15 protein-coding genes are annotated in these 17,910 nt (G+C 55.4%); 6 read left to right on the top strand and 9 right to left on the bottom strand.

Annotated features, from left to right (window positions below; translation table 11 throughout):
- Positions 1-98 precede the first annotated feature (98 nt).
- The 7 genes from sufT to ppnN all read right to left on the bottom strand — a co-directional run bounded on the left by sufT (position 99) and on the right by ppnN (position 7,748).
- Complete coding sequence (sufT, locus tag WD071_RS16780; RefSeq protein WP_368049553.1) at positions 99-632, bottom strand: putative Fe-S cluster assembly protein SufT; 534 nt, start codon at positions 630-632, stop codon at positions 99-101.
- A 51-nt stretch (positions 633-683) separates the two neighbouring features.
- A complete protein-coding gene (locus WD071_RS16775; RefSeq protein WP_368049552.1) occupies positions 684-1,067 on the bottom strand; it encodes a HesB/IscA family protein in 384 nt (127 codons plus the stop codon).
- A gap of 43 nt (positions 1,068-1,110) precedes the next feature.
- Positions 1,111-2,376: an aminotransferase class V-fold PLP-dependent enzyme gene (locus WD071_RS16770; protein ID WP_368049556.1), complete on the bottom strand. Its 1,266-nt coding sequence runs from the start codon at positions 2,374-2,376 to the stop codon at positions 1,111-1,113.
- A gap of 1 nt (position 2,377) precedes the next feature.
- Positions 2,378-3,829 (bottom strand): Fe-S cluster assembly protein SufD, encoded by a 1,452-nt coding sequence (gene sufD / locus WD071_RS16765; RefSeq protein WP_368049551.1) that lies wholly within the window; start codon positions 3,827-3,829, stop codon positions 2,378-2,380.
- Positions 3,830-3,831: 2 nt separating this feature from the next.
- Complete coding sequence (sufC, locus tag WD071_RS16760) at positions 3,832-4,581, bottom strand: Fe-S cluster assembly ATPase SufC (RefSeq protein WP_368049550.1); 750 nt, start codon at positions 4,579-4,581, stop codon at positions 3,832-3,834.
- A gap of 15 nt (positions 4,582-4,596) precedes the next feature.
- On the bottom strand, positions 4,597-6,051 hold the full coding sequence (gene sufB, locus WD071_RS16755) for a Fe-S cluster assembly protein SufB (RefSeq protein WP_368049549.1): 1,455 nt from the start codon (positions 6,049-6,051) through the stop codon (positions 4,597-4,599).
- Positions 6,052-6,278: 227 nt separating this feature from the next.
- Positions 6,279-7,748 carry a nucleotide 5'-monophosphate nucleosidase PpnN gene (ppnN, locus tag WD071_RS16750; RefSeq protein ID WP_368049548.1) on the bottom strand — a complete coding sequence of 490 codons (1,470 nt, stop codon included), beginning with the start codon at positions 7,746-7,748 and terminating at the stop codon, positions 6,279-6,281.
- A 107-nt stretch (positions 7,749-7,855) separates the two neighbouring features.
- Here ppnN and WD071_RS16745 point away from each other — a divergent pair, with 107 nt between their 5' ends.
- Positions 7,856-8,233, top strand: coding sequence for a DUF2750 domain-containing protein (locus WD071_RS16745; protein ID WP_368049547.1), 378 nt, complete (start codon positions 7,856-7,858; stop codon positions 8,231-8,233).
- 137 nt (positions 8,234-8,370) lie between these two features.
- Here WD071_RS16745 and WD071_RS16740 read toward each other — a convergent pair whose 3' ends face one another.
- A complete protein-coding gene (locus WD071_RS16740; protein ID WP_368049546.1) occupies positions 8,371-9,243 on the bottom strand; it encodes a 3-hydroxyacyl-CoA dehydrogenase family protein in 873 nt (290 codons plus the stop codon).
- A gap of 329 nt (positions 9,244-9,572) precedes the next feature.
- Between WD071_RS16740 and WD071_RS16735 the strand changes: the two genes are divergently transcribed.
- On the top strand, positions 9,573-10,673 hold the full coding sequence (locus tag WD071_RS16735; RefSeq protein ID WP_368049545.1) for a hypothetical protein: 1,101 nt from the start codon (positions 9,573-9,575) through the stop codon (positions 10,671-10,673).
- Positions 10,648-10,971 carry a hypothetical protein gene (locus tag WD071_RS16730; protein ID WP_368049544.1) on the top strand — a complete coding sequence of 108 codons (324 nt, stop codon included), beginning with the start codon at positions 10,648-10,650 and terminating at the stop codon, positions 10,969-10,971. Before WD071_RS16735 ends, WD071_RS16730 begins: the two co-directional genes overlap by 26 nt.
- An 18-nt stretch (positions 10,972-10,989) precedes the next feature.
- On the opposite strand, the gene WD071_RS16725 is transcribed toward WD071_RS16730, so the two are convergent.
- The gene (locus WD071_RS16725) at positions 10,990-13,329 is read right to left on the bottom strand and encodes a DUF6351 family protein (RefSeq protein ID WP_368049543.1); all 2,340 of its coding nucleotides are present in this window, start codon (positions 13,327-13,329) and stop codon (positions 10,990-10,992) included.
- A gap of 362 nt (positions 13,330-13,691) precedes the next feature.
- On the opposite strand from WD071_RS16725, the gene WD071_RS16720 reads away from it, so the two are divergent.
- The 3 genes from WD071_RS16720 to WD071_RS16710 all read left to right on the top strand — a co-directional run bounded on the left by WD071_RS16720 (position 13,692) and on the right by WD071_RS16710 (position 17,795).
- Positions 13,692-14,057 carry an energy transducer TonB gene (locus tag WD071_RS16720; protein WP_368049542.1) on the top strand — a complete coding sequence of 122 codons (366 nt, stop codon included), beginning with the start codon at positions 13,692-13,694 and terminating at the stop codon, positions 14,055-14,057.
- Between the two features lie 515 nt (positions 14,058-14,572).
- The gene (locus WD071_RS16715; protein ID WP_368049541.1) at positions 14,573-16,438 is read left to right on the top strand and encodes a hypothetical protein; all 1,866 of its coding nucleotides are present in this window, start codon (positions 14,573-14,575) and stop codon (positions 16,436-16,438) included.
- Between the two features lie 202 nt (positions 16,439-16,640).
- A complete protein-coding gene (locus WD071_RS16710; protein WP_368049540.1) occupies positions 16,641-17,795 on the top strand; it encodes a hypothetical protein in 1,155 nt (384 codons plus the stop codon).
- The last annotated feature ends 115 nt before the right edge of the window (positions 17,796-17,910 follow it).

Genomic DNA, 17,910 nt, shown 5'->3' with positions numbered 1-17,910 from the left:
AGCGGTCATCCCAGCTGTCAAAAAACGCCAGCGTATCAATGATGTCGTCGGTGGTGATGTCTGTGCCAAACTCTTTCATGACGTGTGCTTTTTCCCTTCTAAAAGAACATCCCGGTTTCAAGCTGCGCCTCTTCGCTCATCATGTCGCGACTCCAGGGCGGATCAAACACCAGATCAACGTTGACCGTCTTCACATTGGGCACTTTGCGCACCCGGTATTCAACATCGCCCACCAGCACCGGGCCCATGCCGCAGCCGGGTGCGGTCAGGGTCATGTCGATACTGACGGTTTTGGAGTCCTGATCAATGGCAACTTTGTAGATCAACCCCAGGTTGACCAGATCAACGGGAATTTCCGGATCAAAGACGGTGCCCAGCGCTTCCCAGACCTGCTCTTCATGAATGCTGTCATCGCTGGGGGTGGGGAAACTCAGCGTTTCCGGCTGCAGGCCGAGAATGGCGGCGTCGGTGCCGTCGACACGCAACATCTGCCCGTTGTGCACCACTGTGTAGTTACCGCCCAGGGCCTGGGTGATACTGACAAAACTGTCTTTGGCAATGGTAACCGGGGTACCGTCCGGTACGCGTCGCGCCGGGCAGTCCGCCTGTGCTACAACCATTTGTCGCTGCATGTTCTACTCTCTATGTGTCGGCTGGTTATGTGTCAGCTGGCCGGCGGACATTTATCCGACGCTGAAACTTTCACCACAGCCACAATGATCCTTGGCGTTGGGGTTCTGAAAGCGAAGTTGACGGTTGACGCCTTCGGTGACCAGATCAATCTGGGTGCCGTTGACCACGTTCAGACTGCCGCGGTCGATCATCAGCTCTACACCCTCTTCAAGCGTCTGCCGGATGTCATCGGCATTGACTTCAGGTACCAGGTCAACCACATACATGAAACCGGTGCAGCCGCTTTCCTTGACGCTCAGGCGAACGGCCCGGGCGCTGTGGTCTTTCTGCAACTGACGGCGAAAATGTTCTACTGCGGCCGGGCTAACTGTCACTGGGGCTTCTGTCACCCGCGTGGTGGCAGCAGTACGCGGATCATACGTTTCTACAGCCATGGTACTACCCCCTGTTTAATATTAATCAATGCACACCTGTGCACTAAAGCAACATGCCGCTGGCTTTATCCAGCGCGGCAAACAGCCGATCAATATCATCGAATGTATTGTAAAAACTGAAACTCGCCCGCACGGTACCGGGTATCTGGTATTGCTCCATCAGCGGCTGGGCACAATGATGGCCGGTGCGTACCGCAATGCCCTGCTGGTCCATCAACATGCCTATGTCCGATGGATGCGCGCCTTCGAGTACAAAACTGAGCACGGCGGCCTTGTTTGTCGCGGTGCCGATTAGTCGCAGCCCGGGCACCTGCAAGGCCTTGTCGCGGGCATAGGCCAACAGTGCGTCTTCGTGCGCGGCGGCGGCGTTGCGGTCGAGAGCATTAACATAATCAATGGCAGCGCCCAGACCAATGGCACCGGCAATATCGGGCGTGCCCGCTTCAAACTTGTACGGCAATTGATTGTAGGTGGTGCCGGCAAAACTGACGGTTTCAATCATCTCGCCACCGCCCTGGTACGGCGGCATGGCGTCGAGCAGTTCGCGGCGACCATACAGGACACCGATGCCGGTGGGCCCAAACAGTTTGTGCCCTGAAAACGTATAAAAATCACAGCCCAGTGCCTGCACATCGACCGGCCAGTGCGCGATGGCCTGCGCGCCATCAATCAGCACCAGGGCGCCAGCTTCGTGGGCCAGTTTGATCATGTCGGCAATCGGGTTGATGGTGCCCAGCGCATTGGACACATGATTCACCGACACCAGTCGCACGCGATTGTCGAGCATCATGGCAAAAGCTTTCAGATCCAGCGTGCCGGTATCGTCCACCGGAATCACCTCAACCCGGGCGCCGGTTTTCTCGGCAACCATCTGCCAGGGCACGATATTGGAATGATGTTCCATGGCGGAGACCAGGACACGGTCGCCAGCCTGCAGATTGCTGCCCCCCCAGCACGCGGCCACCAGATTGATGGCTTCGGTGGTGCCGCGGGTCCAGATGATCTGCGCGGCAGCTTCGGCGTGAATAAAGTCCGCAACTTTTTGCCGCGCACCTTCGAATTTGGCTGTGGCGCGATCGCTCAGCGCATGAGCGCCACGATGCACGTTACTGTTGTCGTGGCAGTAGTAGTCGCTGATGGCGTCAATCACTGCGCGCGGCTTTTGTGTGGTGGCGGCGTTATCCAGATACACCAGTGGGTGTCCATTGACCTGTTGCTGCAGAATGGGAAATTCCGCACGCACGCGCTCGACATCAAAACCAGTGCTGTTGCTCACCGTGGCTGCGCTCGCTGTTTCGGCTGCGCCCATGTCAGCTACGCTCGCTGGCAGCATCAGTGATTCCGGTTTCAACAGCCCCGACATCACTAACCAGGGCACGGTCGGCGGCAAACAGGGCCGTCAGATGAGTACCCAGTGCGGTTTTGATTTCTTCGTGCGGCAGGCCCTGCAGCAATTCATTGATGAACCCGAAGCTGAGCATGACCCGCGCCTGCGCCGGGCTGATGCCACGGCTTTGCAGGTAGTACAGTGCGGTTTCGTCAAGCTGGCTGATGGTGGCACCGTGCGCACAACGCACATCATCGGCATAAATTTCCAGCTCGGGTTTGGTATCTATTTCCGCGTTGCTGGAGGTCAGCAGGTTGCGGTTGTTCAGTTCTGCCAGCGTTTTCTGGGCATCCTTGTGGATATGGATACGCCCGTTGAACACGGCCTTGGCGCGGTCGCCGATAATGCCACGAAAGACTTCCTTGCTGGTGCCATTGGGCACGCGGTGTTCGATGGTGGTGTGGTAATCCACCAGTTGTTTGTTGCGCGCCAGGTAGACACCGTCAAGGTTCAGTTCGGCGCCCGGTCCGCAATGATTCATCTGATAGTCGATGCGTTTCAGGCGGCTGCCTTCAGCAATGGTAAACCCGTTGAAACGTGAATCACGTTGCAGGTTCAGGTAGACCCCGCCGATGTGGGAGACGGATTCGGGCTCCAGATTGAGCCGGGTGTGGTGCAGTTGGGCATTGTTGCCGAGATGTATCTCGGTCATTGCATTAACAAAGGCCTGTTGTTCCGCTGATTGTGATACATAGTGTTCAACAATTTCGGCGCGGGCGCCCTCTTCCACCACCACCAGCACACGCTGATTGGATACGGTCGGTTCCCTGGATGTACTCAACGAAGACACATGCGCGATATACACCGGCTTGTTCAGCGTTGTCTGGCGCGGCACGTGTAGCAGCAGGCCTTCACTGGCCCAGGCATTGTTGAGCATCGCAAACAGGTTGCGGCGCGCGGTATCCACGCTGCCGGCAATTCGGCCCAGGTAGTCTTTGATCAGCTTTTGCGCCGCAGCATCCGCGTTGCTGAACAGGGTCATGCCCGCTGGCAAAGCGTCCGAGACTTCAGCGTCAAAAACACCGTCCACAAACACCAGCGTCGTGGCATCCAGCGTCAGCAGCTGTGAGCTGACAACGGACGCAGCATGAACGGCGTCACGCGCGCGATCACCTGCAACCCTGCCCGCGCCCCAGTCGGCTGCGGTAAAGTCCTGGAATGATTGCAGCGTGGTGTACTTCCACTGCTCGGTCTTGCGGCCGGGCCAGGCGGTGCGGGCAAAATCGGTGCTGCCCTGTTCACGCAAGGCGGCAAGCCAGGCCGGGCTTTGTTGTGCATCGGCCAACGCCAGTGCGTGCTGCTGGAATTCGGCTGCGCCGACATTGGCAACCGCTGATGCGCTGCGTGCATTGCTGACTGCTGTGGGTACGGACATACTCAGGCGACCTCACCTTCCAGCCAGCCGTAACCTTTGGCTTCCAGTTCTTTGGCCAGTTCCTTGTCACCGCTCTTCACGATCTTGCCACCGGCCAATACGTGCACGTAGTCGGGCACAATAAAGTCCAGCAGGCGCTGATAGTGGGTGACCACAATAAAGCTGCGCTCGCTGCTGCGCATGGCGTTAACGCCGCTGGCAACCACCTGCAGGGCATCGATATCGAGGCCGGAGTCGGTCTCGTCAAGAATGCACAGGCTGGGTTCCAGCAACATCATCTGCATGATCTCGTTACGCTTCTTTTCACCGCCGGAAAACCCTTCGTTGACACCGCGCTTCAGGAAAGACGGGTCAAGACTCACTTTCTTGCTGGTATCACGTGCCAGTTTCATGAAATCAAATGACGACAGTTCTTCCAGGCCCTGGTGTTTGCGCCGGGCATCCACGGCAGCCTTGAGGAACTCCATGTTGCTGACGCCGGGAATCTCCACCGGGTACTGAAACGCCAGGAACATGCCTTCGCGCGCGCGCTCTTCGATGCCCATGTCCTGCAGGTTCTTGCCGTTGAAGGTGATGTCACCGGACAGCACTTCATAACCATCGCGCCCGGTCAGCACATTGCCCAGCGTGCTTTTGCCGGAGCCATTGGGGCCCATGATGGCATGCACTTCACCGGCTTTGATGGACAGGCTCAGGTCATGCAGGATATGACTGTCTTCGACCTGGGCATTAAGTTTGTTGATCTCGAGCATAATTCGTTTTCCGTGTTATCCGACCGAGCCTTCAAGGCTGACTTCGAGCAGCTTGCCGGCTTCCACCGCAAACTCCATGGGTAGTTCTTTGAATACTTCGCGGCAAAAACCGTTGACGATCATCGACACCGCTTTTTCCGCATCCAGTCCGCGCTGCTGACACAGAAACATCTGTTCATCGCTGACCTTGGAGGTGGTTGCCTCATGCTCGATGACGGCAGACGAGTTGCGGTTTTCGATGTAAGGAAAGGTGTGAGCACCACATTTGTCGCCTATCAGCAGCGAGTCACACTGGGTAAAGTTACGCGCACCCTCGGCGCCCGGATTCATCCGCACCAGTCCACGATAGGAACTGTTGCTGCGGCCGGCGGAAATACCTTTGGCAATGATCGTCGAGCTGGTGTTCTTGCCCAGGTGAATCATCTTGGTGCCAGTATCGGCCTGCTGGAAGTTATTGGTCAGCGCCACCGAATAAAATTCACCCACACTGTTGTCCCCTTTCAGGATGCAACTGGGATACTTCCAGGTGACGGCAGACCCGGTTTCCACCTGCGTCCAGGAGATGCGCGCATTTTTATGTGCAATGCCGCGCTTGGTGACAAAATTGTAAATGCCGCCCTTGCCGTTCTTGTCGCCCGGGTACCAGTTTTGCACCGTGGAGTACTTGATGGTGGCATCATCCAGCGCCACCAGCTCGACCACCGCCGCATGCAGCTGGTTTTCGTCGCGCATGGGCGCGGTGCAGCCTTCCAGGTAGCTCACATGGGAGCCTTCCTCAGCAATGATCAGGGTACGCTCGAACTGCCCGGTGTTGAGTTCGTTGATGCGGAAATAGGTCGACAGCTCCATGGGGCAGCGCACGCCCTTGGGGATGTACACAAAGGAACCGTCCGAGAACACCGCGGAGTTCAGTGCCGCGTAGAAATTGTCTTTTTGCGGAACAACGGAACCCAGGTATTTTTTCACCAGCTCTGGGTGCTTGTGCACGGCTTCGGAGATGGGGCAGAAAATCACGCCTGCTTCATACAGTTTTTCGCGGAAGGTGGTGACGACGGACACCGAATCGAACACGGCGTCCACCGCGACACCGGCCAGTGCCGCCTGCTCATGCAGGGGAATGCCCAGTTTTTCGTAGGTGGCAATTAGCTCTGGATCGACTTCTTCCAGACTTTTAGGCCGGTTTTTCATGCTTTTGGGCGAACTATAGTAGGAGATCGAGGAAAAATCGATTTCCGGGTAGTGCACATGCGCCCAGGTCGGTTCAACCATTTCGCGCCAGGCGCGGTAGGCTTTCAGACGCCATTCCAGCATCCATTCCGGCTCTTCTTTCTGTGCCGAAATAAAGCGCACCGTGTCCTCATCGAGCCCCGGTGGCAGGGTGTCGGATTCGATAGCCGAATGAAAGCCGGCTGCGTAATCCTTGCGCATCAGGTCTTCTACCTGTGCGTTGCCACTCAGTTGTTCACTCATGGGAAACCTCTTTCCAAAAAACCTTTCCTGAAAGCTCTTTCCTGATGATCAGGACGCCAGATATGGTGGCTTCAGGCGGTCAATTATTCATTATCCGACTAATTTAGTCAAGTATTACGCCGGTTTGCACTGCCGCCCCGAGACGGCTCTTGCAGGCGCAGACCGGCATATTTGCAGGCTCCGGCGGATGTCCTGACGGCAGGAGATGCCCTGCGGCGTGAGATGCCCTACGACACAGGGTGCATAGTATAACAAGGATTGTACTGCTCCCTTAACAGCTTCATGCGGCCATCGGCGACAAAGTCGCGCAGCAGACCGTCCATGGCATCCATGATGGCGCGCTCACCGCGCAGCTCAAAGGGCCCCAACTCGCGGACCAGGCGCACGCCTTTGTCTTTGACGTTACCCGCAACAATGCCGGAAAAGGCACGGCGCAGGTTCACCGCCATCTCTTCTGCCGGCAGATCCCGCGTCAGTGTCAGACCCGCCATGGTTTTGTGCGTGACATCAAACGGATCTTTCATACCCTGCGGGATGTGCAGCAACCAGTTGTAATAGTAGGCATCACGTGACTTGCGGCGGTTGCGCGAGACCTTGTCAATCCCGGTTTTCATGACCTGCGCCACCTTGACCGGGTCCGCCTCCACGATCTGGTAAAACGCCCGGACACCCTCGCCCAGGGTGTTGACCAGAAAAGCGTCCACCTTGCGGAAATAACCCTGACTGCAGGCTGGCTCAGTGAAAATGACCGGCACATGGATGTCCTTGTTGGCCGGGTGCATCAGTGTGCCCAGCAGGAACAGAATCTCCTCCAGCGTACCCACCCCGCCCGGAAACACGATAACGCCGTGCCCCAGACGAACAAAGGCTTCCAGCCGTTTTTCGATATCCGGCAGCACAACCAGATGATTCACAATCGGGTTGGGCGATTCGGCGGCAATAATACCCGGTTCGCTGATGCCGATGTAACGCCCGCCCTGTATCCGTTGTTTGGCATGACCAATCGTGGCCCCTTTCATGGGGCCTTTCATGGCGCCCGGACCACAACCGGTGCAGATATCCAGTCCGCGCAGGCCCAGTTGGTACCCCACCGATTTGCTGTAGTCGTATTCGTCGCGGCTGATGGCGTGCCCGCCCCAGCATACAACCAGGCGCGGCAATACTTTGGGCTGCAACAAACCGGCATTGCGCAACACATGAAACACCAGGCTTTTGACTGCCTCGGCACTGTCAACATCAGACTGATCGAAGCGAATGGCCTCAAAGTTATGCTGGATCATGTCACCTGCATCTTCCCCGTGCCCGTTCTCCAAAGGCCGGTACAGCTCGCTGGACACAAACACGATGTCGCGCAGCACGGCAAACAGATGTTCGCGGATACCGCTGATGATCACGCCGTCGACAAACGCGCAGGCCGGTGCGTTGCACAACTGCAGTTTGATGCCACGTGTACGCTGAACGATCTCGATCTGAAAGTCAGGATAGCGCTGGTAGACCTCTTCAGCGCTGTCTGAGGTATCGTCACAATTGAGCACCGCCAGTGCGCAGCGCCGGAACAGTTCGTACAGGGCGCCCCGGGCGACACCACGCAAGCGCTCTACCTCGGCCTGAGACAGTAGCTCCAGACTTCCGTTGGGGCTGATGGAAGTGTCCAGGGTGCTGGCCTGGCAGGGTAAGACTGGTTTGCTTGGCGACATAAATAAATCCTTGTGGTGAAATTGCTGTATCCTGAGCCTGTTTCAGCTACTATACGCGCCCTCGAAAGACGACCCCAACGACGACACATCCAGCAGGAGACAGCGCAATGACAACAGCCATCAACCCCCCCGCCGTACTGGGCGAAGACGAAGATGCCAATTATCAACTTTTTCTGGATCAGGTGCAGCATACCGGTGAGGTCTGGGGCCTGCACGGTGAGGACGGCTGGGCCCTGTGCCCGTCGGTCGAGTTTGAGGAGACCGAGGTATTTCCTTTCTGGTCGGACGAGCGCTATGCCGCCGCCCTGTGCACTGACGAGTGGAGCGACTACAAACCCAAAGTCATCTCCCTGCAGGACTTTGCCACTGAATGGCTGCCAGGCATCCATGAAGACAATGCCATGATCGGTCCCAACTGGGATACTGAAATGAGCGGTCTTGAGCTGGAACCCGCTGACGTCGCCGCAGCGCTGTCAGCGGATTAACATTGATTTCCTGCAATACAAGAGCGTAGGCGAGGCCGCTGGATCGAGGCGAAAGCAAGCAGGAAAGCGCAGTTTACTATAAGTAAATGAGCATTGACTGCTTGCTTTCAACGAAGAGCCAGCAACGATGGTAGCTCTTACTTGCCAGGGTAGCTGTACCAGCCCTGGCCCGTCTTCTCGCCAAACTCGCCTTTCATGTAATGCTCTACCAGGCGCGGGTTTGGCAGGTCGGCCGGGTTACCGGTCTCGCGGAACTTCTCCATACGCATGATATAGCTCAGGTCCAGGCCGGTGAGATCGTTCAGGCGGAAGGGTCCCATCGGGTGACCGGCACCGTACACGCAAGCATTATCAATGTCTTCAACCTCGGCAACACCCATTTCCAGCAGCCACATCGCTTCTTTTGAAATAGCGGCAAAAATACGGTTCAGCAAAAAGCCGTCGACTTCCTTTTTCAGCAGCACAGGCACTTTCTGCAGGTCCTTGCTCAACGCCATGGTCACATCAGCCGTTTCGTCGGACACGTGCTCACCCTTGACCACTTCGACCAGCTTCATTACCAGGGCCGGATTAAAGAAATGCATGTTGACGACTTTGTCCTGGCGCTGCGTTGCATCGGCAATTTTTGAACTGACAATCGCGGAACTGTTGGTCGCCAGAATTGCGTGTTTGGGCGCGATGCGATCCAGATCGGCAAAGATCTTGCGCTTCAGTGACAATACTTCGGTTGCCGCCTCAATAACAAAATCGGCACCCCCGGCCGCCTTTTCCAGGCTGTCGACAAATTCGATGTTGGCCCGCGCCTGTTTCGCCTGATCCGCAGTCAAACGTCCTTTTTCGACGCGACCCGGCAGATAGGAGTCAACAAAAGCATCGGCCTTTTTCAGCGTGTCGGCATTCACATCCGAGCATTTCACCTTGTAACCGCAAATCGCAGCCTGCAGGGCAATCTGATGCCCCATGTTGCCCGCGCCGACGACACATATAGTCTTGATATCTTCCAGTTTCATGATGGGTTCCTGTTTAGCTGCAAAAATTTATTGCCAGTACAAATTGTCAGCCGACATTCTAATGAATAAACGCCTTTATTTTTAGTATTTATTTTATATATGGCTTTTATCACCGAAACCCATCTGTAATGCTTATTGACTCAACGATGATCTGTCGGGGAGGCTCTGGCGAATAAATAGACAATGGCTGAAGAATGGATTAGCCTCAAGCTTCGGTCAAAAAAAAGGAATGTCGAAGTACCAAACAGGATAAGAGCACCAAACAGGATAAGAATACCTAACAAAGTAGTAGTCGGCGTATTAAATAACCATGCGCGGAGCTTTGCATCATGCAATGTGCCTCAGGGCCAGCCTTTGTTCTGCTCGTATGCGTCACTGCACTGGCCGTGACCTGGGGTGCTGCTGCACCGGCACAAATACCCGCCTCTCAAGCCAGCCAGCTATCCACCCATCTATCCAGCCATCTATCTAATCAGGCCAGCAATCATTACACACCCGGCAGTCAGCGCAAGGCTCTGGCATCGGCCGAGACCCTGCTGCAGGGCGGTGAATTTGATGCGGCCGAAGTGGCCTTCCGCCAGGCATTTGAAAGCGTCCGCGCCGACCAGGGCCTGTTTCACGAAGCACAGCTGCCGGTGCTCGACCGATTGCTGGCAATCAATCTGGCGCGACGGGACTGGGATCAGTTCAATTATTACCTGGACTATCACCGGGCACTGAGCGAGCGCATATATCAAAACCAGCAGGTTCGCTACGCGGAGGCACTTGAAACCGGTGCCGACTGGCATCAAAGCGCTGCCCTGGCGATGACAGACGAGCATCGTACCTGGCATTTGATACGGGCGAGAAACCTGCTCTGGCAAGCCGTCAGTTCACTGGAACAAAGACCCGGACATCAGGCCGGACTGTCGCCGCTGTTGTACCGGATCGCCGTCCTGCATTACTACCTTACCACCGAAGCGAGTCTGCGCGGCCTGACCAGCCTGGAAGTGCGCACGGACCAGCCAGTGCGCGTCAGCGGCTGGTCAATGTCGGGCAGTGAAGCTGAGCGGCGCAGTTACGCGATCGGGCAGGAATTGCTGGAGCGCATTCACCGGCAGCATACGTCGGATGGGGAGGACAACCATGCCCTGGCCCATATTGATACGCTGCTGGGCGACTGGCAGTTGCTGTTCGGCAAAGACGCTCTGGCGCGTGGTTACTATCGCAAAGCTTACCAGGCCCTGCGCGCGGATCCATCGGCAACACAACTCATTGAGTCATTATTTGGCAACACGGTTGTCCTGCCGGCGCCCTACTTTGCAACGCCAGCTGGCGGCAACTCGCTGCTGTCCGCCATGAACACATCAGAAGGGATTGTCAGACCACAGCTCACGGATGATTTTTTTACCGAGGATCATCCGTATGAGTTTGACCAAACGTCACCATGAGTATTGCCACAAACCTGCAGGTGCGCAGGCACGGTCGCGTCTCCGCATGACGTATCTGTATTTGTTATCACCCCTGCTGGTGGCTTGCGTCGCGCCCGGCGAAGGCAACTTCCGGCGCCCGCCAACGCCCGCCGAGGTGGAGCAATACAATGCCATGGTACAGCCCGAGGAGCGCATCGTGTGCCGCAGCGAAGTCCCCATCAGCAGCAACATTCCCGTGCGTAAATGCCGCTTTGTGGCAGACATTGACGAAACCTCGGCATTTCACCGCGAGCAGCTGCGCCGGGTCCTGCGTTAGCCCGGCCAGCCCCCGGTTCTAATCGGGCTGCCCGGGTCGGCCCTGGTCTGGCTGGGTATAGTCACAGACGCCTTCGGGAAAAATGTCATTCAGGGTGCTGATCTGATCCTGATCGGGCACCCAGCTGCCATAAGTGCCATCGCTGAGCGCAACATCCAGCGGTTTCAGCTGACATTTGAAGATACTGCCCTCAATCGGACCGCCAGCCTCAATCCGCGAGGTAGTGTACAAAGGAAACACTTCTGTGCAATCACCTGCCGCATTGTCATCCAGCACTCCGCTCCATACATCATTGCCGCGCGCGATCACACTGCCGTCGGTGGCAAAGCAGGCATCCTGCGCTGATGCCGGGCGGTTACCGGCAACGCCTGCATCAGGATTGGCTTTGATATTGGTTACCCATTCATGCAGCACTTCCAGCGCTTCACCGGTCTGATCAAAAACCCGTTCCGGACGCGCATCAGTGAACCAGATCACTTGATTGCCGCTGTTGCCCATTCGGTTCTCTATGCGCTGGCGTGCCGAAAATGACTGATGGCTATTGTGCATATCGAGCTCGTCTTCCAGATAGTGTCGCCAGTCAATGACCGGGATATTCAGTTGACCGTCGAACACCATGCCACTTTGGTAAAGTGCCTGAATGGCCTGCAGGTCGCCTCGTGTTCTGGGTGCCGGTGCATCACCGTCGGACAGGTTCATATTGCGTCGGCTCCACGGATCAAAATTCTCGGGGGTCGGTTCACCCAGAAACGGATACCCCTCCTGCACCATCTCCGAGGGATGTTTCCAGCCGCCCACTTTGGCATTCAGGTCAAGAAACTCGGCATCGGTAATGACGCCTTCGCGCAGTGCCTGCAGGCCGTATTGCACCCCCACATTGTCCCAGGGCACACGCGCCCAGCCACGTTCATCAACGCCGTAGATATTGCGCAGATCATCATAGTGGGTCCACTTCACATCATTCATGATGCCGGGCGGGTGCATCTTGTCCTGCTCGCGCACCTGGCCATAATGCGGATTCATGGTCAGTGGCGTCAAACCGCGCCAGGCCGGAATACACTCATTGGAACCGGGCGCCGAACTGTAACCCAGCGCACGTTTGGCCTCTGCCAGCGGATCAGGCACGGCATCGGTGGAGTTGAACCCCAGCAACAGACTGCGCGCACGCGTCTCCTGCCAGCGCGGGTTATCACGATCAGTGACATCCATATAATGCTCAAGCAACTCACAGTCGCCAACATGAATGGTCTGGGTAACCATGTCGGGGTAGGAGTACTGCGGCACGCCGGCATCAATCAATCCGGGGTGGTTCTGCTGATAAACATATTGCTGAATGGCCCCGCCGGAACCCCCGATGGCAACCGTGTAATCGGGCTCACCGAAACGCTTGATGAAATGCTCTTTCACCATCAATGCGGTTTCACCGCCCAGTTGCAGGTTGTAATGCTCGCCGGTGCGGTTGCCTGACGAATACGCCACGGCATAACCTTGCGCCAGAGCCGCTGCCAGACGGGCGCGCTCCTCGCTGACCCGGCCCTGGAAATGTCCGACGCCAACTCCGCCCTCAAAGTGATACAACAGGCGACCGTTCCAGTGCGTGGTGCCGGTATCGTTGACATCAACAACACTGCCGTCGGTATCCGCTAGCATTGCGTAGCTGTACAAAAAGCGGTTAATGGTGCCGCGCTCCCAGCGCACAATAAACTCCACATCACGGCCATCGGACAAAACCGCGCGGGCCAGATCAGCCGGTCGGGTGCCGTCAGCAGGCATGGGGTGGTATTCACCGTCCGTGCTCAGGTAATGGTATTCAATGATGGGTTCAATCGAGCAATCTTTGCTGTAGCCAGTGACTGTCCCTTGGTCATCGTAGACCGGAAATCCCCATGGCTCATCATGGTCGACCAGAGGCTGCACGCCCCATTCCAGCACACTGCTGCAGACAAAGGGATACTGTTGCGGACCCGAGAACATCGGGCCGGTAATTGGGTGATTGACCAGTTCGATACTGCCGAGTTCGTCGCCTGCCGGGTTCGTCACCGTCACCTGATTGGCACCTGTCTGCAAGCCTTCAAGTAGCACCAGCAGATCATTGTCCGCTGACTCCTGACGCCGAACATACAATTGCTGCCCATTGGCTATGAACATGAGTTCAGATTCAGCCGGAGACGTAACCTTGAGCAGTACATTGCCGCCACTTACCTGGTCGGGGGCACTGGACACAACGGAGAGATGAAGTGGAACCGGTGTGTCTTCAACAATGGGAATGGCTGTCGGCGCGTCATTCGTTTCTGAACAGGCAACCAGGGTGGTGAAGGCTGCGATGCATGCAGCCAGAGGCAAGCGGCGTAACCTCATGACAGTTCTCCAGATTATTATTGTGCTTGTTTTTCTTACACTACCATGAATGCATTCATTATTGGAACGCTACTTTCATCAGTCCTAAATCAGTTGCTCACAACGGAATTCATTAAATCTTCAAGCTAATGACACGATCCTGTCAAATGGCTTTGGTAATATGCTGTCACTGATGAGTCATTGTTGTGCAACATGCATCTTTCTAGCGCACAGCCATGCATCACGGTACCCAGAGATAAATGCTAAATATTTGATATTTAAACAATAAAATAGTTGGCATTGCTTTTGCTTTATCTCTCATGCAAGTGAGTGACACCAGAAAACTCCAAAATCTACTTTAACTATATACCCGAGGTGAAAAAATGAAATTGATCTCTAAAGCCGCTTTGATCGCTGTTGTTGCCGGTAGCTCCATGATTGCTGGTGCAGCACACGCCCAGGAACCCGCCCTGTACAGCAGCAAAAACCTGCGTGCCATTGCCGAGTCTGTCCCTGAGTATCCCCGTCGTGCCGAGATCTCCGGTATCGAAGGTTACACTGTCGTTGAATTCACTGTGATGCCTGATGGCAGCGTTGCTGAACCGACTATTCGTGATTCAAGCTATCGTGAATTCACTCGCGCCACCATGGATGCAATCGAAGGCTGGAAGTTTGAGCCAGTTGTTGCTGATGCCGGCGAAGCCATTTCAGTTCGCTCTGCACTGCGTTTCAGCTTTGTTGGTCAGTGATCCTACCGGATCAAAACCAATGTAAAACCAACGACTGTCGCTTAAAACCCGTATCCGACAGTGCGTAATGGCCACAAGCCATAAAATAGTTAAATAACAACAATGACATTACGGGATTATTATGAAAACAACAGTAAAAAACGTAGATGAATGAGCCGGTAAACTGAAGGATCAGTTCCGGCTCATTTCATTACTGCCGAGCCCATCATCAACCACCCTGCTCCCTGCTCCCTGCTCCCTGCTTCCCCCTCTTTGCGCTCCCTCCCTGCCGCACCGGCTGAAATATCCTTATCCTGCTCCGTTTTCTCGCAACGTTCAAAAACACAAAATCCTGCCATCACTATGTGATCTGGCTCACGCCTCTCCCATCGTTACATAAACGTTACCCTGGACAGGTGAAACTTTTCCAATGCTCCGGCTTAATGACACCCCAGTCAGGTATATACCTGAGGCGATAGACAAAAAACAGTCAATGTAAATTGATGCAATAGTGTCATTACCTGGAGCAATATCAAATGCTTAATCAAAAATATGTTGCCGCAAGCATGTCTTTACTTGTTTCCGCCCTGTCCCTTCCTCTTTCAGCCGCTCCCGGCGCAGAAGGCATCCTTGAAGATGCCGGCGCCGCGTCGACGAGACCTGCTATGGACCAGAGCGCCATTCAAGCCTTCATGCCAGAACGCGGACTGTTCACCTTCCCGGCCCCTTACAATACGCAGGCCGTCAGATTGACTAACAGCAGTCACTGCGCCAATCAGGATTGCGTGAATTATGCAGGTTATTCATACTGGCGCAACATGAACAACCACGTGGGCAGGCAGTCCATGCTCATTTTTCTCGGCCTGGACCAAAGCCGGGGCGGTCAGGGACCAAGCCTGTTTGAACTCAACAAAAGCAGTGGCGAGATCAAAGACCTGGGGGCACTGTTTCCGCCAAGCAACCATCTGAGCTGGGCGACCGGGGAAGGATGGTATTTCAGCGCTACGATGCCAACAAAACTTTATATCAATGACGGCCCACGTATCGTTCGCTTTGACGTGATGACTGAGCAGATGGAAACAGTCGTCGATATCACCGACCAACTGGGTGACGGGTTCTATCTGACACAGATGCACTCCAGCGATAACGACCGGTCTCACTCAGCAACAGTGCGCGACGACAGCAATTATCAGGCGCTGGGCTGTATGGCCTACGAAGAAAACAATAACCGTTACCACTTCTACCCGATCGAGCAGGATTTTGATGAATGCCAGATCGATCGCAGCGGAGAATGGCTGATCATCAAAGCCAACCTGGACGGCAAGTACGGCGAAGACAACCTGATCGTCAATCTGCAGACCGGCCATGAGCGCGTGTTGCTTGACCAGGATGGTGCCGCCGGACATTCCGATGTTGGTCACGGCTACATGATCGCAGCCGACAACTGGGCTGAAAACGCGAATACCTGGAAGCTCTGGGATTTTAATCAAAGTGTGCTGCAGGGCAAGCGTGTTTATCACAACAGTGACTGGACAGTCACCGCCCCAAACCACCTGTCTCACACCAACGCCCGCCCAGGTACGCCGGCTGAGGAGCAACATGCCTGTGCCAGCAGCGTCAATCGCAGCGTGGGGCCTCACGCCAATGAAATCATCTGTTTTAACCTGGACGGCAGCGGAACTGCGCTTGCGGTAGCGCCAGTGATGACCGACCTGAATGCTGCCGGAGGCGGTGACAATTATGCCAAGGCGCCCAAGGGGAATCTTGATGTCACCGGCCGTTATTTTCTGTGGACAAGCAATGCCGGCGGCTCTCGTCTGGATGCCTTTATTGTTCAGATACCGGACGAATTTTTAAAAGTCGATAACGGTAACAGCCAGACGACTGGGACGCTGTCCCCATCAGTACCGGAAACGGCACTATCAGACGGCTCGATGCTTTGGCATGAGACTCGCAATGTACAGGTCTCAGCCAACTCTCTGGTCAAATCATCAGGGTGCAATGGTTGTGCTGACGCCGGTGCAATCTCGGCACAACGTGTCTCTCACGGCACGGCACGCCTGGAATTCACCCCAAGCGCATCTGAGCCGTTGTTGTTTGCTGGTTTGACCCGCAATCAGTCCATTGTGCCCGGCAAGAACCTGGACTTCAGTTTACGCTTCCAGCAAGGGGTCGCTGAGGTCAGGGAACTGGGTGTGTACAGGGCTGATACCCGATTTTCTCCCGGGGATCGATTCATGATCGTCGTAAAAGACGGTCACGTGCAGTATTTGCATAATGACCGTGTTTTTCACACCAGCGCGGTGACTGCACAATACCCACTGGCCGCGGGTGTGGCCTTGAACAGTTCGGGTGCGACACTGACAGATCTGCGATTTATTGTCGCTGAATCACCCAACTAACACCATGATGACCTGCAGCCTGTAACCGGTCAGACTCGAGATCAACTGGAGAACTGACCGGGCGGGCTGACATGCCCTGCTTTGCAGGGCGCCCATATCACCCCCTGTGCACCATGTCGCAAAATATTGGGTCATTGTATACAGCTGCGTCAATCTCGTGTTTGAATAAGACTCATATTCAATTCACGGAAAAACGATCACCATGACACGGAATATCAACAAGCAAGTCGCAATAAAGGCCATGCTGTACGGCGCTGTTTTTTCAACAACAATCCTCTCCGCCCATGGCGCAGAAAGCACTTCCATCGAACACTATGCCAGTTTCGAAGAGACCACCGGCGAATTATCAGTTCCATGTATATCATTTCTCGGCGACGCGTTCCGCGGCACCCTGCAACTGGGCTTTCGGGAAGGGTTTGGCGAATACGTCCGACCAATTGCGGCAGATTCGATTACCGGCAATATCCCTGACAACGTCACCTGCGTGGAAACCCAGGCATCACTGACATCAGATAATTACCGTGCCGACTACAAAAGCCTTCCCCTGTTGCAGAACGGTGTTGATACCGGACTGCGCTTTGATGTGCAGACACTGGTCGACACCAGTGACCCCTTTCTGGATTTTCGTATCATCGGACTGTATGACTCTGAATGTGTGGTGACGGCGCCGCCGACAGCGCTGGAACTGGATCCGTTTTATACCAAGTACTGCAACGCCAACGGATTGCCGGTGATTTCCTCAGACCTGGTACCCGACGCAGCTCTGCACTCGGTAAGACGGGAAGTCCTGGAAATGACCTCTGCGCGCCCGGATGTGCTGGCTGAGATGATCAAGAATAAGGTCAGGGTCGCGATCATGGCCACCACGGAAGTGACAACGGACATCCCGGAACATTCCGATCTGAACGAGGCGGCACCGGCTACTGACTGGGACAACCGGGCACGGGGATTGGGGGCAACAGTGTTCCGCCCGGCCAGCTCGGCGGCAGAAGAGAATGTCATGTGCTACAGCAATGATCGTTATCTGGGCGAAGACATTAACATCCATGAGTTTGCCCATTCAATGGACCTGACCGGGCTGCGTCTCGCGGATAATTCCTGGGAACAACGGCTTACTGACACTTATCAGGCCGCCATGAATGCGAACCTGTGGCAAAACACATATGCCGCGACCAATAAGGAGGAGTACTTTGCCGAGGGCGTGCAGTCGTGGTTTGATGTCAATCTTCAGGCCATCCCCAGTGACGGTATCCATAATCAAGTGAATACCCGTGCGGAGCTGGAGGATTATGACAAGGGGCTTTATGACCTGGTGGCGAGCGTGATGCCTGCAAACTGGTCGCCGTCCTGCCCTTAATAAGCAGCAGCTTGCTGCGCAAGCTGTCGACCCTCTGATCGGGTTCGCATCCCTCTCCGTGTTTTAACGTGGATACATTTTTGCTGGTTGTGCCACGAACACGGGTGGGGATCTT

Origin of the sequence: Pseudohongiella sp., from assembly GCF_040877505.1 — a bacterium.
Classification (GTDB): domain Bacteria; phylum Pseudomonadota; class Gammaproteobacteria; order Pseudomonadales; family Pseudohongiellaceae; genus Pseudohongiella.
This window is presented reverse-complemented; position numbering and strand designations above follow the sequence as displayed.